The sequence below is a fragment of the Nonomuraea sp. bgisy101 genome, from assembly GCF_057708945.1.
This window is the reverse complement of sequence record NZ_JBYITD010000002.1, coordinates 377,301-399,797: the sequence shown is the minus strand read 5'-3', so window position 1 is coordinate 399,797 and position 22,497 is coordinate 377,301. Positions and strand designations below refer to the sequence as shown.

Genomic DNA, 22,497 nt, shown 5'->3' with positions numbered 1-22,497 from the left:
CCCCTTGGTCGCCTGCCTACTGGGACGAGCCTACTAGCGGTCCCGGTGGGGTTGGGCGGAGCGCAGAACTCGCAGGTGGCCGCGACGGCCGACCTCGACGCCCTGCCCGACGGGCTCGGTTCCGCCGGACGGCGCCGGCCTGGCCGCCTCGCGGACGGCGTTCGCCAGCGCCTCGAGGTCGTCGGTGCTGGGGCTGCCACCGTCCGTCGGCAGGCGCACGACCTCCCACCCGCGGGGGGCGGTCAGCCGTTCGGCGTGTTCGGCGCACAGGTCATAGCAATGCGGCTCCGCGTACGTCGCCAAGGGGCCGAGAACAGCGGTCGAGTCGGCGTATACGTACGTGAGCGTGAAAACGGCAGGCTGACTGCAAGCAGTGCGGGAACAGCGACGGACGGGGCTCACGGAGGGACCGTATCTGCTATGCGTGCGAGGCGCCACTACCTGAGCGCTCTTAACGAGCGTGTCGCCACAATTCGGACACCTGTCCCACTGTTTCCACCCACCTGTACCGATGTTGGCCCTGATTAGGTGCGACCGAAAGCTTAAGCTGGGGTGGTGACACCCACGCGTGGCCCTCGACGGCGCGACCGCCACGGGCGCGGCCTGCGCGGCCCGCTCGCCCCTTCGTACGTTCCTCTCGCCCGCTCGCGCAGCGAGCGCTTCGACGACCTCGTCCTCGACGCGGTCGACCGGCTCAAACCCAAGTGGGGCAAGCAGCTCGCCGCCGTGGAGTTCGCCGTGGAGGAGGTGCCTCCGGTCAGCGAGCTCGGCGACGGCCCTGGGCGGATGGGGGCGGATCCCATCCCGTTCGGAAGGGCCGACACGGCGGCGGCGGGCGAGCCGGCATCGGTGGTGATCTACCGGCGGCCGCTGGAGGCGCGCGCCAGGGACCGCGACATGCTGGGGGCGCTGGTGCACGACACCGTGGTGGAGCAGGTCGCCTCGCTGCTCGGGGTGTCGCCCGAGACCGTGGACCCCGGCTACGACGAACGCTGACCCGGTCGTCACCCTCCAGGGCGTGTCCCCGGTATCTCACCGTCGCCCGGAAGGCCGGGACCCGCCGGTTACGGGAGGATGACAGCCGGGTCGGCGGTGAACGTCGGAAGCATCGTCCACGTTCGCCCGGGCGACAGCGTGCTCACGGTGATCAGTTCTCCGCCCTTCACCCGTTCCCTCGTCACGCGCCCGCCGTACACCTCGCCCGAGACCGGTGTCACCACCACCCCGCCGGACACCTTCACCACCTTCGTGCGCGCCGCGGGCACGTCCACCGTCGTGGTCTCCCGCGTGGTCCGCACCCGCACCCGCCCAGGCCCGCCCACCGCGCTCAGCACCAGCGAGGACCCCCTGCGGTCCCCGGCCGCCGCGCTGCCCAGGTCCAGCGCGGGCGTGCCCGCCGTGAACGCCACGTCCGCCGACGTCGAGACCGCCATCCCCGCCACCACGGGCACGTCCGACGTCAGCACCAGCGCGGCGGCGTGCCCGTCCAGCCCCTTGGTCAGGTCCGCGACGGCGACGCTCCCCGCCGGGACGTCGATCGTTTCACGCCCCTTCATCGCGTAACTGCCGTCCGTGCTCACCGCACGCACCTGCACCCGCGCGTCCTCCGCTCCCGGCGCCGCCACCAGCAGCTCGCGCCGCCCCTCCCCCGACGGGATGCCGGGCACCACGACCCTGGTCGCGGGCGGCAGGGCCGCGGGCAGCCAGTCGACGCCGCCGGCGTCCAGCTCCGTTCGCGCGGCGACGGCGAGCCTGCCGCTGATCGTCGTCACCTCGACGGCCGCCACGGTCGCGGAGGGAGCGATCGTCTTGAGGTCGAGGACGAGGTGCGCGCCTGGCTTGATCGTGATGCCGCGCCCCGCGTCACCGATCACCGGCCCCTCGGCCGAGTACACGTTCACGTCGGCCAGCGCGGGGGAGGCGTCGGCGTTGGTCAGGTGGAGCTCCACGTCGGCGGCCGAGGGGCCCGGCCCGACGAGCCAGGTGCTGCCCGCGGGCTCGGTGCACCGCACGCCGGCGAGGCCGCGCGAGCGCCCCTTGGTCACGCGCGTGCCGATCGACGCCTCCAGCCCGCTCGCCCTGGCTCCCGTGCCCGTCACGACCACGGGTTCGTCGCCCTTGATCGCCGATCGCCACGACGGCTCGGCCACCGCCTTGCCGCCCACGGTCACCTGCCCGGCCCCCGGCTCGCTGAGCACCGACACCTCGGCGCCGCGCGGGGCGGGGCACACGGCCATGACCGACTCCACGACCACCTTCTGCGGCGCCTTGGCCGGGGGCGGCGTGGGCGCGGGCCTGGTGAGGAAAGCGACGCCGTACAGCGCGCCGAGCGCGACCAGGACCAGCAGCATCAGGCCGAACCTGTTCTCGACGAATCTCTTCATCACGCCACCGCCACGACGAGAGGGTCGGCCGTACGGGCACCGGGAGCGGCCAGCACGAGCGCCAGCAGCGTGAGGACGGCCTGCGCCCACAGCATCGGCGCGCGCAGGGGATCGTCGGCGGGCGGTCCCACCCGGGCGGGCGGTTCGACCAGCCGCCAGAGCCCTTCCGTCTCGCTCAGGCTCAGGTGGACGAGCTGCGGCTGGGAGTCGAGCGCCTTGGTCATCTCCGCCGTGGGATGGGACACGGCGACGTAGGCGATGCCGAGCTTCGCCAGCGTGGCGGCGTCGGCGCCGCCACGCCCCGCGACCAGTCCTGCCGCCGCCCGGGCCACCTGCTCGCGGGCCGCCTGCGTCACCGGCAGCTCCGCCTCTCCCAGCAAGGGGGTACGGCGGTGCAGCACCGTGAACTCGTGGCCGCGCAGCAGCAGCGTGCGCAGGCCCTCAGGCGACCCCGCCCCCGCGATGGCCGGCACGGGGTCGGGCGTCGAGCCGCTGAGCGGGCCGCGCGTGCCGTCCGCGATCCAGAAGGCGGCGCCCAGCACCGGCGTGCTGAAGGCGAGCGCGACGACGCCCACGGCGCACAGCCTGCGCAGGCCGCCCGCGGCGCGCAGCTCGGCCAGGCGGTGCGCGGTCAGCGCGACCAGCACGAGCAACCCCGTGGCGGCGAACGCGAGCGGGATGCCGGGCCAGGCCCTCGCAGCGGCGCCCCCCGCCGCGGGGGTCACGGTGATCCGGCTGACCAGGATCGCGACGAGCACGCCGTACACGGCGATGCCCCAGCCGATCGCGACGATCATGCGCTGGCGGCGGAACAGCAGCGCCGCCAGCGCGGTCACGATCAGGCCCGCGGTGATCCAGAACGGCGGCAGCCCAGGCCCGCCAGGGCTGAAGGTGAGGAAGGAGTGCGGCGGCAGCGCGGGGTCGATGAGCTCAGGCCGGTGCAGGCCCGCCTCAAGAAGGAGCAGGCCTGGGTGGTCGGCGAAGCCGCGCAGCCACGGGTAGAGGAGCACCGGCGGGACGACCAGCGCCGTGGCGAGCTGCCGCACCCTGCCGAAAGCGATCATGGCGAGCACGCCGAGCACGGCCAGCAGCACGTAGACGAGAGGCGCGAACGCCGTCCCGACCGCCAGCAGCAGGCCGAGGCCCCAGCCCGCGCGCCGTGCCCGCCGCGGCTCGGCCGACAGCAGCTGGACGCCGAGCCCCGCGTAGACGGGCAGCAGCACGAACACGACGGCCGTGCCGAGCCGCCCGGCCGCGACGGCGCCGGTGGCGACGGGCAGCAGCGCGTAGGTCGCGGCCAGCCAGATCCGCGCCGACACGGCGGGGACCATCTTCCTGGTGGCCAGGTAGGCGGAGGCGCCCGCCAGCGGGACCGAGCCGAGCAGCAGCACGGCGACCGCCACCCACGTCTTTCCGAGGAGAAGCGAGGAAAGGGCGGCGACGACCGCGACGTACGGCGGTGCCCACGCCGTCGAGCCGAGCCCGCTGTCGTGGAATCCCTCCAGGTAGAAGCGCCACAAGTCCGAGGCGTCGCCGACGACCGGCACCAGCGCCCCTCCGCCGAGCGAGGGGCCGCCCGCCAGGGAACCGAGCACGTGCCGCTCGGCGGCCAGCGCGACCAGGGTCAGGGCCAGCGTGAGCAGCACGCCAGGACGGCTGAGGAAGCGCCGGAGGAAGCCCGAGTCGTCGAGGATGACCTCGTCGTCCTCGCTGGGGGGCGCCACCACGGCGTGGTGCCGGCCCGCGGACTCCACGGGCCCCTCACCGGCCAGGAAGCCCTGCACCAGGTCGCGCAGGCGCCGGTAGCCGGCGCCCGGCGGCGTCAACAGCCGCTTGACCGCGGGGTAGCCCTGCTTCCTGCCGTTCCTGCGGCGGCGGCGCGCGCTGATCATGCGGCCCGGATGCAGCACCACCGAGCCGACCGCCGCCACCTCGTCCCACGCGTTCGCCGGCTGCTTGGCCACGAGGAACAGCAGGACCCTGAACGTGGAGCCGGCCACGTTGCGGGCGAGCGCCCTCAGCATCGCGGCGAACGGCAGGTTCGCCATGACGACGAACATCGCGTTGCGCCGGTCCAGCCGCCTCGGGTGGTCGCCACTCGCGGTGATCCGTCGTCGCCTGCGCGCCGCCGCCTCGGCGTGGTAGGCGACCGCCCGCCGTACGTTGACGACCCTGTGGCCCGCGTTGCGCACCCGCCAGCACAGGTCGAGGTCGTCACGGAAGAGCGCGAGCGCGTGGTCGACGCCGCCGACCTCCTCCCAGACGTCGCGGCGGACCAGCATGCCCGCCGTCGAGACCGCCAGCACGTCGCGGTCGCCGTCATGCTGTCCCTGGTCGTACTCGCGCGGTTCGAGCCCCGTGTCGCGCCTGCCCCTGCGGTCCACGGTGACGCCGACCTCCAGCAGCAGCCTGCGGTCCAGCCAGTCGCGCAGCTTGGGCCCGAGGACGGCGGCCGCGGGGTCGCGCTCGGCGGCCATCAGCAGGTGGCGCAGCGCGTGAGGCTCGGGGGCGCAGTCGTCGTGGATCAGCCAGATCCACTCCCCTGGCACGGCCTTCAGCTTGCCGAGCACCTCGGAGACCGCGGCGCCGAAACCGGTCGAGCGGGGCAGACGCAGCACGTTTCCCTGGCCGAGGGCGTGCTCGAGCAGCTCGGCCGAGCCGTCGCGGCTGCCGTTGTCCGCGCCGACGACCCGATCGGCCGGACGGCTCTGCCGCAGGACCGCCTGCAGCGTCTCCCCCAACCAGCGGGCGCCGTCATGAGCGACGACGATCGCGGTGACGACAGGTGCGGACATCGGCACGGCTCCAACCAGGGGGGATGATCAGCGCCGGACACCATAACAGTGAAAAGGGTCACGCGGCAGACACCGAAACCGCCGCGTGACCCTTGGAGATATCTTGTTAAACGGCCTGCTTCTTGATCCTTCGGCGTTCCCGCTCGGACAGCCCACCCCAGATGCCGAACCGCTCGTCGTGCTCGAGTGCGTATTCCAGGCACTCGGCCCGCACCTCGCAGGAACGGCAGACCTTCTTGGCCTCTCTGGTGGAGCCACCCTTCTCCGGGAAGAACGCTTCCGGGTCAGTCTGAGCGCACAACGCACGCTCCTGCCAGCCGAGTTCTTCAGCGTCAAGCTGATCCTGTGCGATGACCACCAACTCGGTCACTGCACACCTCCCTGCCGCCCGCCCGCAATGGAGCCCCCCATGGACGCCTCCTTACATACCCACCCTGGAGGCGTAACAACATGGCTGTAATTACACGCGCGTGCTGTAGGTGACGTCAAGCGGCATGCCGGTATCCGGGGAAAGACCACCTCGCCCCGGTGTGCTTGCCATGTGCTGTTCAGGACCGGGTGAAACCGGGATCCATGGCCTTGACGTGACTTGTTCAACGCTGTCAGCGGTCGGAACCGTACCAGGGCAGGCTTGACGCCCGCCCAGGGCCCACCTTCTCTCTATCCGGTAATGACCGATCTCTTACCTGCGCGGATCGTTCGGCGTGTAGATGGCCGTCGGGTCTATGGGGTCGTCACCGGGGCGGTACGCGCCCTGGTCGAACCTGATCGTCGACTCGGCGGGCGAGGCCTGCGACGGGTAGCCGGCCGCGGGCGGTGACTGTGGGTGGCCGAACGGGTCGTCGTACGGCTGCTGGTACGGCTGCGCGGGATCGAAGTGCAGCTGCGGGTGGGTGCCCGCCGTGGACTGCTGGTACGTCTCCGCCTGCTGGTAGGCGTGCAGCATCTGCTGCGAGCGCGGGTCCACGGGCGGATCGGGCTCGGTGTAGAGCGGCTGCTGCGGCTGGGCGTACTCCTGGCCCGAGTAGCCGGTGAACGGGGTGCCGCCCTGGTGCTCGAAGGCGGGAGCCTGCTCGTAGTAGGGCTGCTGGGGCTCCGGCTGCTGCTGGTACGGCGCGCCCTGCGCGGTGTCGGCGGGCTGGTAGGGCTGTGGCTCGTAGACGTTGGGCGCGCTGTGCGTGGGGGTGTAGGCGTTGGGCAGGCTGTCGGCGGGCACGTAGGGCGCGGGCTGGTACTCCTGCTGCTGCGCGTACCCGTTGGTCGGCAGCGTCTCCGACGGCGTGTAGCCGCTCGGCTCCTGCGGCGCGTAGGGGTTCGGCTCCGGCTGGTAGGCCTGGGGCTCGGGGGCGTAGGCGCTCTGGAGGGTCTCGGCCGGCGCGTAGGAGGGCTGCGGCGTCTCCACGGGCGGCGCGAAGGCGTTGTGCGGCGTGTCGTACGCGGCCTGCGGCGTGTCGTACGCGGCCGGCGGGGTTTCGTACGCGGCCGGCGGGGTTTCGTACGCGGCCGGCGGCGTGTCGTAGGCGGTCGGAGCGGCCTCCGCGGGCGCGTACGGGCTCTCCGCGGGCGCGTACGGGCTCTGCTGGGGCTCGGCGGGCGGTGCGTAGACGCTCTGCGGAGCCTCCGCGGGCGGGGCGTACGGGTTCTGCGGCGTCTCGGCCGGCGGTGCGTAGGCGCTCTGCGGCGCCTCAGCGGGGGCCGCGTAGACGTTCTGCGGCGTCTCGGCGGCGGCCGCGTAGACGTTCTGCGGCGTCTCGGCGGCGGCCGCATAGACGTTGTGCGGCGCCTCGGCGGCGGCCGCGTAGACGTTCTGCGGTTCGGGCTGCGGCGTGGGCGCAGGCGGCAGGGCGGGCAGCTCCGGCTTGGGCTGCGGCGGCTGGTAGGCGTCCTGGTGGGCCTGCTGCGGAGCGGGGGCGGCCTGGTTGTAGGCCTGCTGGTCGTAGCCCTGGGCGCCGCCGAAGCTGGGCGGCTGCTGTCCGTAGCCGGAGGAGGCGGGCTGCTGCGCGTAACCGGCGGGCTGGCCGTACTGCGGGGCCTGGCTCGGCGGCTGCTGGCCGTACTGCTGGGCGGGCGGCTGCTGCGCGGGCGCGTGCTGGCCCGGGGCCTGCGCTCCGGGGGCCTGGCTGGGGGGCTGCTGGCCGTACCCCTGCTGGGCGAAGCCGCCTGGCTGCTGACCGAAGCCGGGCTGCTGACCGAAGCCCGGCTGCTGGCCGTACCCGCCGAAGGCGGCTGCCGGGCGCGCGGCCAGCACCTGCGGCAGCAGGTAGGCCACCCCGATCCCGGTGAGCGCCAGCGTGGGCACGCCGGTGAGCACGAAGGACAGCAGGCTCATGAAGCCCATGCCGGAGAAGAGCCCCAGGAGCAGCGAGATGGCGCCGAAGAACGCGCCGGCGGCGAGCGTGCCCGCGGCGCCGTAGGCGATCGTCTTGGCCTTGGGCGTGGGATCACCCAGCTTGGTGACCAGCACCACGGCCCCGACGGCCAGCGCGGCCGCCACGGGGCTCGTCAGGTCGCCCTGGACCAGGCGCGCCCTGACCAGCAGAGAGGTCACCGCTCCCGACTCCGCGACCAGCAATTGCAAAAGCGCGACGAGGACGTTCCCCGCCGCGACGGCAAGCATGATCCATGCAGCCGGCTCTCTCAGCCGGCTGACGTCTATTTTGCTCACTGTTAACCCCCAGCTGGTGGCTTACCACCCGGGGTGAGTTTGCCACATAGCTGACTTTGGTGGCGGGAGTCCCAGCAAGCTCATCTATCCCAATAGTCCCTGATCAGGTCCTATACACCGAAATTTCGTGACACATGGACATGGAACGCTGCCTCTCCGGACAGGTCGCCGAGACCCGGATGCGAGACTGACGGCATGCGTATCGTGTCCCTAGCCGGCGGCATCGGCGGCGCCCGTTTCCTGCGTGGCCTGCGTGCCGCCGCCCCTGACGCCGAGATCACGGTCATCGGCAACACCGGTGACGACATCACCCTCTTCGGCCTGCGGGTCTGCCCCGACCTCGACACCGTCATGTACACGCTCGGCGGCGGCATCAACGAGGAGCAGGGCTGGGGGCGGGAGAAGGAGAGCCACGTCGTCAAGGAGGAGCTGGCCGCCTACGGCGTCGAGCCGCAGTGGTTCGGGCTCGGCGACCGCGACTTCGCCACCCACATCGTGCGCTCCCAGATGCTGGAGGCCGGCTACCCGCTCTCCCAGATCACCGAGGCCCTGTGCGCGCGCTGGCAGCCGGGTGTGCGGCTGCTGCCGATGAGCGACGACCGCTGCGAGACCCATGTCGTCATCACCGACGACCAGGGCCGCCGCGCCGTCCACTTCCAGGAGTGGTGGGTACGGCTGCGCGCCTCCGTCCCCGCGGAGTCGATCGCGCTGATCGGCGCCGACACCGCCACTCCCGCTCCGGGGGTCCTCGACGCCATCGACGAGGCCGACGTGGTGATCCTGCCCCCGTCCAACCCGGTGGTGAGCATCGGCACCATCCTGCAGATCCCCGGCATCCGCGACGCCCTGGTCGCCAAGACGGTCGTCGGCGTCTCCCCCATCATCGGCGGCGCGCCCGTCCGCGGCATGGCCGACGCCTGCCTGACGGCGATCGGCGTGGAGACCAGCGCGCAGGCGGTGCTGTCCCTCTACGGCGCCGACCTGATCGACGGCTGGCTGGTGGCCGAGGAGGACGCGTCGGTCGCCCTCGACGGCGTACGCGTCGAGGCCCGCCCGCTGATCATGCACGACGCCGACGCCGCCGCGGACATCGCCCGCGCCGCCCTGACCATGGCCCAGGAGCTGTCCCGATGACCGAGACGACCGCGATCCAGGTCTTCGGCGTCCACGGCATCGGCGAGGTCCGCCCGGGGGACGACCTCGCCGCGCTGCTGAAGGAGCAGGATCTGCGCGACGGCGACATCGTCGTCATCACCTCCAAGATCGTCAGCAAGGCCGAGGGTCGCGTGCGGCGGGGAAGCGACCGCACCGAGGCCATCGAGGAGGAGACCGACCGCGTGGTCGCCAGGCGCGGCGACACCGTCATCTCCCAGACGCGCCACGGCTTCGTCATGGCAGCGGCGGGCGTCGACGCCTCCAACACCGAGCCCGGCACCGTCCTGCTGCTGCCCGAGGACTCCGACGCCTCCGCCCGCCGGATCAGGGCCGCCCTCGGCGGACGCGTCGGCGTGATCGTCTCCGACACCTTCGGCCGTCCGTGGCGTCACGGACTCACCGACGTCGCCATCGGCGCGGCGGGCGTGCGTCCGCTCGAGGACTTCAGGGGTGGCACCGACACCCACGGCAACCCGCTCAACGCCACCGTCACCGCGCTGATCGACGAGATCGCCGCGGCGGCCGAGCTGGTCAAGGGCAAGCTCGCGGGCGTGCCCGTGGCGATCGTGCGCGGGCTCGCCCATCTGGTGACCGCCGACGACGGGCCCGGGGTGCGCCCGCTCATCCGCCCCGCCGACGAGGACCTGTTCCGTTACGGCTCCCGTGACGTCGTCTTCGCCCGCCGGACGATCAGGGAGTTCTCCGCCGCTCCCGTCGACCCCGAGGCGGTACGGCGAGCCGTGGCGGCGGGCATCGCGGCCCCCGCGCCGCACCACACGACGCCGTGGCGCTTCGTCCTGGTGGAGTCGGCCGAGACCCGGTCGCGGCTGGTCGACGCGATGCGGGAGGCGTGGATCGCCGACCTGCGCGGCGACGGGTTCACCGAGCAGTCGATCGCCAAGCGGATCAGGCGCGGCGACGTCCTGCGCAACGCGCCCTACCTCGCCGTGCCGTGCCTGGTGATGGAGGGTTCCCACACCTACCGTGACGACAGGCGCAACGCCGCCGAGCGGGAGATGTTCGTGGTCGCGATGGGCGCGGGCGTGGAGAACTTCCTCGTGCAGCTGGCGGTGGAGGGGCTCGGCTCGGCGTGGGTGTCGTCCACGATGTTCTGCCGCCCCGTGGTGCGGGAGGTGCTCGACCTTCCCGAGTCGTGGGATCCGATGGGCTGCGTCGCCATCGGGCACGCCGCCGCGCCGCCGCGCGACCGCGCCCCGCGCGACGCGGCCGACTTCTACGTCACCCGCTGACGGTCCGGCCGTGGCGGGGCCCTGGTTCCGGACGGACCAGGGCCCCGGGCCGTCCGGTCAGACGACCGGCAGTGTGCGGCGGACGCTCCGGCAGACGCCGTCGCTGGCCGCCGAGGCCGCCAGCCGCTCCGCCGACGGCGTGCCGTACTCGGTGGTGCGCTGGCGCAGCGGCCGCCCGGTGGGGGCGACCATCTCGGCGATCTCGGTGATCGTCTTGTAGGAGCCGTTCTCCGAGCCCGCCATGCGGCTGATCGTCTCCTCCATGAGCGTGCCGCCGAGGTCGTTGACACCGCCCGTGAGCACCTGGCGGCACAGGTCGTCGCGCAGCTTGACCCACGAGCACTGGATGTTGCCGATCGCGCCGTGCAGCAGGATCCGCGCCAGCGCGTGGACGGCGCGGTTCTCGCGGGCGGTCGGGCCGGGCCGGGCGATGCCGGCCAGGTAGATGGGCGCGCTGTGGTGCACGAACGGCAGCAGCACGAACTCGGAGAACCCGCCGGTCCGCTCCTGGATGCTCCTGATCAGCTTGATGTGCTGCACCCAGTGCAGGTGCGTGTCGACATGCCCGTACATCATGGTCGAGGTCGTCGGGATGCCCACGCGGTGCGCGGTGGTGATGACGTCGATCCATTCCCTGGTGGGCAGCTTCCCCTTGGTCAGCACCCAGCGGACGTCGTCGTCGAGGATCTCGGCCGCGGTGCCGGGCAGGGAGTCGACACCCGCCTCCCGTGCCGCGGTCAGCCAGTCCTCGATGGACAGGTTCGTACGGCTCGCCCCGTTGATGACCTCCATCGGGGAGAAGGCGTGCACGTGCATGCCCGGCGTCCTGGCCTTCACCGCGCGGGCGATGTCGAAGTAGGCGGTGCCGGGCAGGTCGGGGTGGATGCCGCCCTGCATGCACACCTCGGTGGCGCCCGCCTGCCAGCCCTCCTGCGCGCGGTCGGCGACCTGGTCCAGGGACAGGGTGTAGGCGTCGGCGTCCGTCCTGCGCTGGGCGAACGCGCAGAACCTGCACCCGGTGTAGCAGACGTTGGTGAAGTTGATGTTGCGGTTGACGACGTAGGTCACATCGTCGCCCACGGCCTCGCGCCTGAGGTGGTCGGCCAGGCGGGCGAGCTCCTCCAGGGCCTCGCCGTCCGCGCCGAGGAGGGCGACGGCCTGCGCGTCGGTCAGGCTCGCGGGGTCCTTCTCAGCCTGGCGGAGCGCCTCGGCCACGTCACCCATGACTCCGACGCCAGGAGAGCGCCCGAGCGCCGCCTCAGAGGAGGACGCTCCCGAGCCCGGGAAGCCGCCGGCCTCCGCGGAGGTCGGCGTCGCCGGGAAGTCGGGCGCCTCCTGCGGGGAGCCGTCACCCTGGAGCCCGACGGCGGTCGCGGGCGTGGGGAGCCGGTCACGGAGGGCTTCCCAGTCACCGTAGACGTTGTCGAAGTCGTCGCGCCGGTCGTTCGTGCGCCCCGAGGTGTCCACCTCGACGTGCAGGTCGGTGCGTCCCGAGGCCGCGAAGCCGCCGTCGGGCTCCTGCCAGGGCCGCCCCACCAGCGGGGCGTCCTGCCTGGCGAGCCCGGTGTCGGGGTCCACCAGCGCCGACACGTGCGCGAAGAGCCTGGGGTCGAGCCACGGCTCGCCCGCCAGCACGTACTCGGGATAGATGGTCAGCCGCTCCCTCAGCTCGAACCCGGCCGCGGCGGTGCGGGCGGCCAGTTCCTCGATGTTCGGCCAGGGGCGCTCGGGGTTGACGTGGTCGGGGGTGAGGGGCGAGACCCCGCCCCAGTCGTCGATGCCCGCCCTGATCATCAGCGCGTACTCGTCGTCCACCAGGTTCGGCGGGGCCTGGACGTGTGTCTTCGGGCCGAGCACCAGTCTGGTCACCGCGATCGTCGCGGCCAGTTCCTGCAGGGACGCGTCGGGCAGCCCGCGCATCGCGGTGTCCTGCTTGGCACGGAAGTTCTGGACGATGACCTCCTGGATCCCGCCGTACTCCCTGGCCACCCGCCGCATCGCGAAGATCGACTCGGCTCTGTCCTCGATGGTCTCGCCGATGCCGATCAGGATGCCCGTGGTGAAGGGGACGTTCGAGCGGCCCGCGTCCTCCAGCACGCGCAGCCGTACCGCGGGGTCCTTGTCGGGGGAGCCGTAGTGCGGCTGGCCCTTCTCCTCGAACAGGCGGCGGGAGGTGGTCTCCAGCATCATGCCCATCGAGGGGGCGACGGGCTTGAGCCGCTGGAAGTCGCGCCACGAGAGGACGCCGGGATTGAGGTGGGGCAGCAGGCCCGTCTCCTCCAGCACCCTGATCGCCATCGCCCGCACGTACGAGAGCGTGTCGTCGTAGCCGTGGGCGTCCAGCCAGGAGCGGGCCTGGTGCCAGCGGTCCTCAGGCCGGTCACCGAGCGTGAACAGCGCCTCCTTGCACCCCATGGCCGCGCCCTGCCTGGCGATCTCCAGGACCTCGTCGGGGCTGAGGAAGGCGGCGGGCAGCCTGCCCGGCGCGGTGGCGAACGTGCAGTAGCCGCATCTGTCCCTGCACAGCCTGGTCAGCGGGATGAACACCTTCTTGCTGTAGGTGATGACGCCGTTGCGGCCGTTGGCGTCACGCACCCGTGAGGCGTGCTCCAGGAGGGTGTCCAAATGCTCGTCACGGGCCTGGAGCAGCACAGCGGCCTCGGTGAGATCGAGGGCCTTCCCGTCGCGGGCTCTGGCGAGCGCCCGACGGAGTGCGGAATCGCTGACTTGGGTCATACCGGCACATTAGTCGTTAAGCAAAGCTGAAGGGTGGTCCGTAGAAAGTCTCGATGGACGTAAATACATGTACAGGCAATAATTGGAGGTGAGCAAAGGAGCACGCAATGTCCTGGATCTTCATCATCAGCCTGATCGCCGTCCTCGCCATCGCCGGCCCGTTCTTCGGCACCGACACGCGCGACAGCAGGGACTGGCGCAAGCTCCCTTTCAGAAGGAGCGGTAGTCCCGGGCGGACTGCCTAGGCCCCCTCGCGGGTGGCCGCAACCCGGTGAGCCCCACCAGCAGGCAGGCCCTGTGCCGATGCCCCCTGTACGGCTCCAGCAACCGCATCATCTCGGCGTCGTCGGCCTTTCGCCCCGTCAACGCCCAACCCACGATCGTGGCGAGATGGAAGTCGCCGACGCTCACCGCGTCGGGATCACCCATGCAGCGCTGCCGCACCTCCGCCGACGTCCACACTCCGATGCCGGGCAACGCCCTCAGGAGTCGATCGAGCGAGGCGGAGTCGGCGGCGGCCTCGAGCTTGTCCGCGTGCCAAGCCGCGGTCGCGATCGTCTGTGCGCGCACGGCCTCCGCACCGGCCCTGTGCCAGTCCCAGGCGGGGATCTGCCGCCACACCTCGGGCTCCGGCATCACCCGCATGCCCTCGGGCGCGGGCCCCGGCGCGGGCGTGCCGTACCTGCGCAGCAGCCACCGCCACGCGCGCCACGCCTCACGCCCGACCACCTTCTGCTCGAGCACCGCAGGCACGAGCGCCTCGAACACGCGGCCCGTGCGCCCGATCCTGGGCACGCCGTAGCCCTGGAGCACCTCGTGACGCACCTCGAAGCCTGAGATGTCGTCGTCCGCGCCCAGCAGGGAGGGAAGCGATTCGAGCAGCCACGCCGCGCCTGGACCCCACGCCTGCCCGCCCCGCCTGGTGACGCGCAGGGTGCCGGGGCCGTCCGGTGTGCGGCAGGTGCGCCAGATCGTGCCGTCGGCCGCCCGCTGCCACGTCGGGTCGTGACCGCCGTGCTGGTGCGGGCCCAGGATCAGCCCGGGATCCCCCCGCACCTCCAGCCGCCGCTCCATCACGGCCGCAGTACCGGCCGGAACCGTTCGCCCCGCCTGCCCCGACCGGCCCACCGGGCCACGGGTGACGCCGCCGGAGAGACGCGTCCCCGCACCGGCCGCCGGCCCTGACGAGGTCTCACGCGGAACGGCGAGCCTGCCGAAGGAGCCCGCGACCGCACCGGTGGGCGCGACCGCCGAACGGACGGGCCGTACGAGCGAGGACCGTGGCCCCTCCGCGGGGAACGCCACCCTCTCGGCGGGAAGGACGGCCTCGCCCGGCTGAGCCGCCTCCCCGGGCAGGCTGTCTACGGACGTCGGGTCCATCGCTGGAGAGGGGCCGTCCATGGCAGCAGGCTACGCGTCGCTGGAGAAGCGGACCGCGCACTCGGGCAGCACCACGCCGGGCCAGACCCGCGCCCCCGCCTGCAGTTCGTTGCCAGGCCCCACGGTCGCGCCGTCGCCGATCACCGAGTCGCGCACCACGGCGCCCTTGGCGATCCGCGCGCCGAGCCCGATCAGGGAGTCGACCACGGTCGCCCCCTTCTCGATCACGCACCCGTCGCCGAGCACGCTGCCGCTCACCGAGGCGCCCGCCTCGACCACGGCCCGCGCCCCGATCACCGAACCGCCGGTGACCTCGGCCTCGTAGGACACGACCGCCCCGTCGAGCGTCAGCGACTCGCCCGTCGGCCCTGGCAACGCCGGCGAGCCGAGCCGGCCGAGCACCAGGTCGCGCGAACCCTTGACGAAGGCGGCGGGGGTGCCGACGTCGAGCCAGTAGCTACTGTCGGCGTAGCCGAGCACCAGCGCTCCCGAGTCGATCAGCCCGGGGAAGGTCTGCCGCTCCACCGACACGACCTGCCCGGGCGGGATCGAGTCGATCACCGAGCGGGTGAAGACGTAGCACCCGGCGTTGATGCGGTTGGTCACGGGATGGGGGGTCTTCTCCAGGAACGCGGTGACCCGCCCGTCGGCATCGGTCGGCACGCAGCCGAACCTCGAAGGATCGTCCACCTCGGTCAGGTGCAGCGTCACCGCCGCCCCGCGGGAGACGTGCTGCCTCACCTGATCGCCGACGTCGTGCCCGGACAGGATGTCGCCGTTGAGGACCAGCACCGGGTCGTCGGGGCCGCAGGTCAGCGCCTGGGCCGCGTTTCGGATCGCTCCACCGGTGCCGAGCGGCGTCTCCTCGGTCATGTAGACCAGCTCGAGACCCATCGATGACCCGTCGCCGAAGACCGGCTCGAACATCGAGGCCTTGTAGGAGGTGGCGAAGACGATCCGCCGTACTCCGAACGAGCGCGCCTGGGCGAGCTGGTGCGCCAGGAACGGAACCCCGGCTGTCGGCAACAACGGTTTCGGCGTGCCGATCGTCAGCGGGCGCAGGCGCGTGCCCTGGCCTCCGACCAGGAGTATCGCCTCGAGACCTGGCAAGGAGCTCTCCATCACCCCGTGAGGTTACCCAACTATTCGACCGCGCGTTGATAGGACAACAGATGTGCCTGCGCCGAGGTGTCCCAGCTGAATTCCTTCGCTCTCGCCAGGCCCGCCGCCGCCAGCTCCGCGCGCCGCTCGGGCGAGGCCAGCAACTGCCCGAGCGCCACCGCGATGCTGTCGGGATCGGGCTCGGTGTAGGCGACCGCGTCACCGCCCACCTCGGGCAGTGAGGTGCGCCGCGTGGTGAGCACCGGTGTCCCGCACGCCATCGCCTCCAGGACCGGCAGGCCGAACCCTTCGCCCATGGAGGGGAAAGCCGCGACCAGCGCGCCGCCCAGGAAGCCGGGCAGGTCGGAATAGGGCAGGTAGCCGGGCCTGACCACCTTCACCCTCTCCGACACCTCGCTGACCGCCGCGTCGACGTCGAACTCGTGGATGCCGCCGCCGAGCACCAGCGCGGGCGGATCCTGCAGCCCTTCGACGGCCCTGGCGAAGCCCCTGATCAGGTTCGGCACGTTCTTACGCGGCTCCAGCGCCCCCAGGAAGGCGACGTACTGCTGGCCGTGCAGCGCCAGCCGGTCGGCGACCCGCCTGGCCTCCACGTCGTTCGGCGTGTGGAAGATCGCATGGTCGACGCCGTGGTAGGCGACGTCGATCCTGGTCGGGTCGGCGGTCAGCAGCCTGATCAGCTCGTCCCGCGTCGCCTTGGACGGCACGATCACGCGGTTGGCGTGCCGTACGTCGGTGCGGATCGCCGACCGGAAGAAGACCGAGTTCTGCTGCTCGGGTTCGCCGAACCAGGTGACGTCGTGCACCGTCACCACGGTCGGCAGGCCCGAGCGCAGCGGGATCGAGTAGTAGGGCGCGTGGATCACCTGCGCGCCCACCCGCCGGGCGATCACCGGCACGCCCGTCTGCTCCCACGCCAGCCTGGCCGACCTGTTGGTGATGGCCACGGGCCCCGGGACCACCCGAGCCGACGGCGCGATCCTGCCGTACCTTTCGGCGTCGGCCCGTTGACACACCACGCTCACGTCGGCACCCGCCCGGTGGAGTCCACCGACCAGCCCATCGACATATCTGTTCAGCGCGCCTCGGTCGGCCGGCACCGCGGCCGCGTCGATGAGCACTCGAGGTATCACGAAAGATCCCTCCCCTGAAGACCTTCGCCTGCCTCAACCCTACGACCGCGTGGGGTAAATCACACGGAATTGCGGTCCACGGCGGCCTTGGCCGCGGCGCCCGCCGCTGCGGCGCAGATCAGGTCCCCGAGGATGATCACGATGCGGGAGCACAAGGCGAGCGCGATCGCCGAGCCCCGGTCGAGCACGGGCGACATCACCACCACCATCGCCGCCTCCCGCACTCCCGCCCCCGCGGGCACGACGAAGGTCATGATGCCCAGGCACCACGTCAGCGCGAACGCGCCGACGGAGTAGAGCAGCCCTCCCGACGCGCCCATGTCGGAGGCCAGCAGGTACAGGTGCGCGCCGTAGGCGCACCAGCCGAGCACCGCCCACGCCAGCGCGGTCAGCATGCCCCTGCGGGTGAGCGGCCGCTCCAGCGGCTCGCGCTTGAGTCTGCGCAGCCCGAAGCCGATCAACGAGTTGATCACCTTGGGCTCCAGCAGTACGGCGAGCACGGGGATGAGCAGCAGCGCCCAGCCGAAGCGGTCCCAGCCGAGCGTGACCATCGTGACCAGCAGCCCGGTGGCCAGCTGGATGGGCATCATCAGGAAGAACGCGGCCGCGCTGCGCGAGCGCGGCACGCCGAGGTCCTTGCCCATCTCCATCTGGGCCAGCATCGGCCAGACCGCGCCGGGGATGTACTTGCCGAGCTGGCCGACGAAGAACACCTTCGCCGCAGGCCTGAGCCGCAGCGGGGAGCCCAGGTCGGCCAGCAGGGTGCGCCAGGTCAGCATGGCGGCCAGCAGGGCGGCGACCACGGAGACGAGCGAGCCCGCCACCATCGGCCAGGTCAGCCTGGCGAATCCGGCGGCGACGGCGTCCCACTGCGAGACGACGGCCCAGGTGCCGAACCCGAGCGCGACCAGCAGGAAGCCGAGCCGTACCGCCTTCTTCACAGGCGCTCCGGCGGCTGCGGGAGCGCGGCCCCCGCGGGGGTGCGCGGCCGCTTGGTCGCCACCCACAGGTAGGTGGGCACCAGCGGAAGCATCAGCTTGAGCACGGCACGGGGCGTCCTGGCCAGCAAGGTCGTGGCGAGCTTGCCCAGCGCTCCTGGGAACAGCTCGCCTCCGGCGAACGCCGTGGGCGTGGCCAGCACGGGGAAGGTGTAGTCCCAGACGTGGAAGGCGCGGGTCATCCGCCGCAGCCCCCGCCTGGTGCGGTATCGCTCGTAGTAGTGGTCGGCCCTGCCGAAGGCCCGGACGTAGCGGTCGGCGAGCGCCGGCGGCAGGTAGGACAGGAACGGCAACTTGTAGTGCGGCTCCATGATGCCGAGCTTGTTGCCGAGCCCCAGATAGAGGACGCCGTCGTCGGACAGCACCCGGTGCATCTCGGCGACGACCGCGTCGGGGTCGACGACGTGCTCGTAGATGTGGTTGAAGACCAGCACGTCGAGCGAGCCGTCGGGGAAGGGCAGCGCGGTGCCGTCGCCGCAGATGAACGCGACCCGCTTGCCGAACCTGTCGGCGGCCTTGCGCAGGCCGGGCACGTCGATGTCGATGCCCAGCGTGTGCCCGGCGCCCGCTCCCGCCAGCTCGTCGGCGATGAACCCAGCCGAGCAGCCGACGTCGCCGACCGTCAGCCCGTCGAGCGGCCCGTTGAAGTGCTCCAGCACCGCGATGATCTTCGCGGCCTTGCGCCGGCGTTTCGCCTCGTCGAGCATCGCCGACTGGAACTCGGAGTACTCCAGCTGCTTTTCCCTCACCACACCCGCATCCTCTCAGGCCCTGAGCAGTGCGTCGGTGTAGTCGCTCCAGTAGGGCTCGGGATCGACGGCCCGCACGCCCGCCCGCAGCCGCTCGGGATCCTCGTAGAAACGCTCGATCGCCTTGCGCAGCGCCTCGGCGTCACCAGGCTCGACCAGGAGCCCGTCGACGCCGTCGCGGACGTTGTCGGCCAGCGCTCCGACCCTGGTCGCGATCACCGGCACCCCGTGCTCGTGCCCCAGCCACACGTTCTGGCTGGCCGTCGCGTTCCTGTACGGCAGGACGAGCGCGTCGGCCCCGGCGAACAGCTCGGGCACGTCGTCGGCGGCGACGTAGCCCGGCCTGAGCTCCACCCGGTCACCGATGCCCAGCTCGGCGATCAGCTCCTTGGTCTGCTCCATCCCGCCCCAGAACTCTCCTGCCACGGTCAGCGAGACGCCCTCGGGCAGCGCCCTGAGCAGCAGGTCGAGCCCCTTGTAAGGGCGGACGATGCCGAAGAACAGCAGCTTGTTGCGGATGCCCTCGCCCCTGGCCCCGCTCCTGGCGGGCAGGTGCGGGGGCAGCGCGACCGTGGCGACCGGCTTGCCCGTCAGCGTCCTGGCCAGGTCGCCCTGTTGCTCGGAGTGGGTCAGCACGCCGTCGACCCGCTTCAGCAGCGCCCGCATCAGCGGCTCGTCCCATGGCTTGCGCTCGTGCGGCAGCACGTTGTGGCAGAGCGCCACCACCCTCGTCCTGCGGGCCGTGCCGCTTCGTCGCCGGCTCCTCAGGCCGAGGCCGTACAGCATGCCGAGATAGGCGGGCACCTGCACCGGGCTGAGCACGGCCAGGATCACCAGGTCGGCGCTCCTGAACCGGCGCCCCGCCGCCAACCAGCCGTCGGGCCTGCGCCAGTCGAGCTCCCTGCGCGTCCTCGGGTACGGCTCGCCCTCGGGAACGTCGATCGTCTGCTGCCCTGGGTAGAGGAAGGACGGATACTGCGCCTTCCACGACTCGATCACCACGTCATGGCCCAGGGCCGCGAGCCGGTGCGCCAGCTCGGTGGTGTGCTGGGCGCCGCCCCCCTTGTACGGGTATGTCGGGCCGACGATCGCGATCCTCATTCGCCGCGCGACCTCACGATCAGGTCGGCCAAGAGCGCCACCGAACCGATCAGCATGCCGGACAGGAAGATCACGATGGTGTTGCTGGTGAGGTAGAAGCCGTAGCGGGTCACGTCGAACACGCCCTTGGCCAGGCCGATGACCACCAACCACAACGCGGGCGGCATGAGCACCTTGAGCGGGTTGAAGTACATCACCATCCGCAGCACCTGCAGGATGTAGCGGTAGGCGTCGCTGATGAAGCTGAACTTCGACTTGCCTGCCCGCTTGGCGTACTCGATCGGCAGGTAGTAGACGTCGTGCTGGTTCGACAGGAACGACAGCGTGATCGTCGTGACACACGAGAACCCGGGCGGCAGCAGCCTGAGGTACGGCTTGGCCACCGACTTGCGGAACGCGCGCAGACCCGAGTTGAGGTCGGGGATCTTCTGTCCCGCGAGCTTCTCGGCGATCTTGCGGATCACCCACTTGGCGGGCACCCGCAGCAGCTTGTGCGAGCCCTCCTCGGTGGTCCTCGCGCCCACGACCTGGTCGACCGTCTGGTCCTTCTCCAGGATCTGGACCAGCTCGGGGATCCGCTCGTTCGGGTAGGTCATGTCGGCGTCGGTCCACACGACGATCTCGCCGCGCGCCTCCTGGGTGCCGATCCTGCGCACCGTGCCCGAACCGCCGTTGCGGTGGAAGGCGCGGATGCGCATGTGCGGGAATCGGGGCGCCGCCTCATGCAGCCTGGCGAGCGTCGCGTCGGTCGAGCAGTCGTCGACCGCGACGAGCTCGTAGGTGTAGCCGCTCGAGTCCATCGCCTTGGTGATGCGTTCGACCTCGTCAATGACGTGGTCCTGCTCGTTGTAGCAGGGCAGGACGATCGTGACGTACGGCGTAGCTTCCACAGCGGATCCAGTCTCGGGGGGCTCAAGCGTGCTCACGTGGGACGAGGTTACCGTTACCTGGAATGTGATCGTGGCTGAGCGGAGATTCGGGCCGCCTTGACCTCGCCTTCCCGAGTGCCCCTCCGCGCCGGTCTTACACCGGGGACGTCATCCACACGTCCACCTGCAGGCGCCACGTGCCGTTGGGCGGCTCGACGAGCGAGCGCTCGTCCTGGCGGGTACTGAGGTCGATCACCTGCGACGGCGTGCCGTAGGGCGTGAGCTGGCCGGCCTCCGCGGCCAGCAGCACAGGGGTACGGCCCGCGGCGCGGATCCCGTCGACGAGACGGCGGACGTCACCCGCGGCGGCCACGTCGCCCGCCGTCCTGCGCACCTGCGCCGTGGGAACGCCGCATGTGCCGCGCACGACCTGGGTGAGGCGGTCGCCGGTGACGCGCTCGATGACCAGCACGGAGGCGTCGGAGGGGATGCGCGCGCACAGCCCGGCGACGGCGGCGCGCTCGCCCCGTTCGACGGGAGTGAAGGCGGTGCCGATCGAGGTGATCGCGACGGGTACGACGACCAGCACCGCGCCCGCGGCGGCGAACCAGCGCGTGCCGTACCCGAGCCTGCGCAGCTTGTCGCGCGACCACGCCAGCCCCCAGACACCCAGGAGGATCAGGCCGGGGATGACGACGGGCACCAGACGGCGGGCGGCCCACGGGTGGTCGGGCGTGATCTCCGGCCGCAGCAGCGTGGTGACGGTGGTCCAGCCGACGACGGCCAGCGGGAGCAGCCACTCGAAGGCCGCCCCGCCGCGCAGCAGCCGCCTGACCAGCACGGCAGCGCCCAGCGTCGCGAACACGACGACAGGGACGCCGACGTACCAGATCACCCAGTAGAGGGAGTCCTCGAAGTAGAGGCGGGTGCCGTCGACGGGCAGGCCGTTGGCCTTCTGGGTCGCCTCGAGGAACTGGTAGGTGAGCCAGTCAGGGTTCGTCGTCGGCACGCGGCGCACCGTCTGGACCCACGGGCGTACGGCCAGGCCGAGCATGACGAGCACGACCAGGGCCGCGCCGACCCCGGGCAGGCGCCTGGGCAGGCGGACACGCGCGAGGCGGCCCGCCAGCGCCGTCCCCACGGCGGTCAGCACCAGGACCGCGACACTGATCAGCAGCATCGGCCACACCGAACGAGACAGATAGGCCAGATAGGGGCCCGCGAACACCCACGCCGCGACCAACCCGAGCCCCACGCCCGCGGCCAGCCCCACCAGCAAGGCGAAGCCACGCCGCAGCGCGACGAGCAGCCCGCCGAACGCGAGCACCGGCAGCACGTCGCGCAGCGCGTCGATGCGCACCAGCACGGCCAGCCCGAACACCAGCCCCGCCACGGCCGTCTCCCACCTGCCGCGGGCGTCGTGGAGGAGGGCGATCCCGCCGAAGATCAGGATGAGGGAGGGGATCTCGCTGAACGTGGCCCGCGACGTGTAGAGGATCGGCATGCTGATCGCGAAGGCCAGCGCGGCAGGCACGGCCCAGCGGCCGCCCACGAGCCTGGCGACGGTCCCCCCGAGGACGAGCACGGCCAGCGCCCCCAGCACGGGAGGCGCGAGCAGCATGCCGCCCAGCCACTCCCCTGCCGCGAACAGCATCGGCGGGCCCGGCAGGAACTGCGGGACGACCGCGCCGCCCGAGTCGAAGAAGCCCATGCTGCCGAAGCGCAGCGCGGGGTCGGGGCCGCCGAACGCCTCCACCTGCTGCGGGATGGGCAGGGAGCCGTGCCTGGCGATCCAGATGGCGTACTGGGCGTAGGTGGCGGGGTCGCGGCGGACGATGAGCTGCTCGCTGTGCATGATCGCGTTGAGGACCAGCGAGCCGAGCGCGACCCCCGCGATGCCTGTCACCTGCCAGGCGGTGGCGTCGAGGTCGGCCCGCCCGGTGAGCGTGGTCCTGCACAGCACCGCGAAGAACACCGTGCCGAGGACGAGCGCGGGCAGCGGGTGGAACCATCCGGCGAACAGGAGAGGCAGACCGCCCAGGAGCCATGCGGCCACGGCGAGCACGGGCAGCACGGAGACGACGGCGAGCACCCTGCCCGCCGACGGTCTGCGCGTCTGATCGAGCCAGGCGAGTCTCATCGGTGATCGCGAGGTTATCC

18 protein-coding genes are annotated in these 22,497 nt (G+C 71.8%); 4 read left to right on the top strand and 14 right to left on the bottom strand.

The genetic code is table 11. The features are described 5' to 3' along the window. Positions 1–33 precede the first annotated feature (33 nt). A complete protein-coding gene (locus AC3EO4_RS05425) occupies positions 34–402 on the bottom strand; it encodes a DUF3499 domain-containing protein (RefSeq protein ID WP_192779898.1) in 369 nt (122 codons plus the stop codon). A 153-nt stretch (positions 403–555) separates the two neighbouring features. Between AC3EO4_RS05425 and AC3EO4_RS05420 the strand changes: the two genes are divergently transcribed. Further along, entirely contained in the window at positions 556–996 is a 441-nt protein-coding gene (locus AC3EO4_RS05420; protein ID WP_379571223.1) for a metallopeptidase family protein, read from the top strand. Between the two features lie 68 nt (positions 997–1,064). Here AC3EO4_RS05420 and AC3EO4_RS05415 read toward each other — a convergent pair whose 3' ends face one another. The 4 genes from AC3EO4_RS05415 to AC3EO4_RS05400 form a co-directional block, all read right to left on the bottom strand. Next, on the bottom strand, positions 1,065–2,384 hold the full coding sequence (locus AC3EO4_RS05415) for a DUF5719 family protein (protein WP_431894068.1): 1,320 nt from the start codon (positions 2,382–2,384) through the stop codon (positions 1,065–1,067). Then, positions 2,384–5,179, bottom strand: a complete 2,796-nt coding sequence (locus AC3EO4_RS05410; protein ID WP_431894066.1) for a glycosyltransferase — start codon at positions 5,177–5,179, stop codon at positions 2,384–2,386. The genes AC3EO4_RS05415 and AC3EO4_RS05410 overlap by 1 nt, the downstream gene beginning before the upstream one ends. 106 nt (positions 5,180–5,285) lie before the next feature. Then, on the bottom strand, positions 5,286–5,549 hold the full coding sequence (locus AC3EO4_RS05405) for a WhiB family transcriptional regulator (protein WP_358137184.1): 264 nt from the start codon (positions 5,547–5,549) through the stop codon (positions 5,286–5,288). Between the two features lie 312 nt (positions 5,550–5,861). Continuing rightward, positions 5,862–7,844: a hypothetical protein gene (locus AC3EO4_RS05400; protein WP_488186331.1), complete on the bottom strand. Its 1,983-nt coding sequence runs from the start codon at positions 7,842–7,844 to the stop codon at positions 5,862–5,864. Between the two features lie 195 nt (positions 7,845–8,039). Between AC3EO4_RS05400 and cofD the strand changes: the two genes are divergently transcribed. Both cofD and AC3EO4_RS05390 read left to right on the top strand, forming a co-directional pair. After that, a complete protein-coding gene (gene cofD / locus AC3EO4_RS05395) occupies positions 8,040–8,978 on the top strand; it encodes a 2-phospho-L-lactate transferase (RefSeq protein WP_379571214.1) in 939 nt (312 codons plus the stop codon). Continuing rightward, positions 8,975–10,249 carry a coenzyme F420-0:L-glutamate ligase gene (locus AC3EO4_RS05390; RefSeq protein WP_431894062.1) on the top strand — a complete coding sequence of 425 codons (1,275 nt, stop codon included), beginning with the start codon at positions 8,975–8,977 and terminating at the stop codon, positions 10,247–10,249. Before cofD ends, AC3EO4_RS05390 begins: the two co-directional genes overlap by 4 nt. Positions 10,250–10,306: 57 nt before the next feature. On the opposite strand, the gene AC3EO4_RS05385 is transcribed toward AC3EO4_RS05390, so the two are convergent. Beyond that, positions 10,307–12,985 (bottom strand): bifunctional FO biosynthesis protein CofGH, encoded by a 2,679-nt coding sequence (locus AC3EO4_RS05385; protein ID WP_431894060.1) that lies wholly within the window; start codon positions 12,983–12,985, stop codon positions 10,307–10,309. Between the two features lie 107 nt (positions 12,986–13,092). Here AC3EO4_RS05385 and AC3EO4_RS05380 point away from each other — a divergent pair, with 107 nt between their 5' ends. After that, complete coding sequence (locus tag AC3EO4_RS05380; RefSeq protein ID WP_379571208.1) at positions 13,093–13,230, top strand: hypothetical protein; 138 nt, start codon at positions 13,093–13,095, stop codon at positions 13,228–13,230. Here AC3EO4_RS05380 and AC3EO4_RS05375 read toward each other — a convergent pair. From AC3EO4_RS05375 to AC3EO4_RS05340, 8 genes are all read right to left on the bottom strand, one after another. Next, a complete protein-coding gene (locus AC3EO4_RS05375) occupies positions 13,196–14,386 on the bottom strand; it encodes a DNA-3-methyladenine glycosylase family protein (protein ID WP_431894058.1) in 1,191 nt (396 codons plus the stop codon). The two genes, AC3EO4_RS05380 and AC3EO4_RS05375, sit on opposite strands and share 35 nt — an antisense overlap. Positions 14,387–14,395: 9 nt before the next feature. Beyond that, positions 14,396–15,475 (bottom strand): mannose-1-phosphate guanylyltransferase, encoded by a 1,080-nt coding sequence (manB, locus tag AC3EO4_RS05370; RefSeq protein ID WP_431894056.1) that lies wholly within the window; start codon positions 15,473–15,475, stop codon positions 14,396–14,398. A 32-nt stretch (positions 15,476–15,507) separates the two neighbouring features. Continuing rightward, positions 15,508–16,620 carry a glycosyltransferase family 4 protein gene (locus tag AC3EO4_RS05365; RefSeq protein ID WP_379571202.1) on the bottom strand — a complete coding sequence of 371 codons (1,113 nt, stop codon included), beginning with the start codon at positions 16,618–16,620 and terminating at the stop codon, positions 15,508–15,510. 59 nt (positions 16,621–16,679) lie between these two features. Further along, complete coding sequence (locus AC3EO4_RS05360) at positions 16,680–17,561, bottom strand: lysylphosphatidylglycerol synthase transmembrane domain-containing protein (protein WP_431894054.1); 882 nt, start codon at positions 17,559–17,561, stop codon at positions 16,680–16,682. After that, positions 17,558–18,367 (bottom strand): class I SAM-dependent methyltransferase, encoded by an 810-nt coding sequence (locus AC3EO4_RS05355; protein WP_488186330.1) that lies wholly within the window; start codon positions 18,365–18,367, stop codon positions 17,558–17,560. The genes AC3EO4_RS05360 and AC3EO4_RS05355 overlap by 4 nt, the downstream gene beginning before the upstream one ends. Positions 18,368–18,382: 15 nt before the next feature. Continuing rightward, on the bottom strand, positions 18,383–19,468 hold the full coding sequence (locus AC3EO4_RS05350) for a glycosyltransferase family 4 protein (protein WP_379571196.1): 1,086 nt from the start codon (positions 19,466–19,468) through the stop codon (positions 18,383–18,385). Then, positions 19,465–20,358 (bottom strand): glycosyltransferase family 2 protein, encoded by an 894-nt coding sequence (locus AC3EO4_RS05345; protein WP_379571194.1) that lies wholly within the window; start codon positions 20,356–20,358, stop codon positions 19,465–19,467. Before AC3EO4_RS05345 ends, AC3EO4_RS05350 begins: the two co-directional genes overlap by 4 nt. 133 nt (positions 20,359–20,491) lie before the next feature. Next, the gene (locus AC3EO4_RS05340; RefSeq protein WP_431894049.1) at positions 20,492–22,477 is read right to left on the bottom strand and encodes a hypothetical protein; all 1,986 of its coding nucleotides are present in this window, start codon (positions 22,475–22,477) and stop codon (positions 20,492–20,494) included. Between the last annotated feature and the right edge of the window lie 20 nt (positions 22,478–22,497).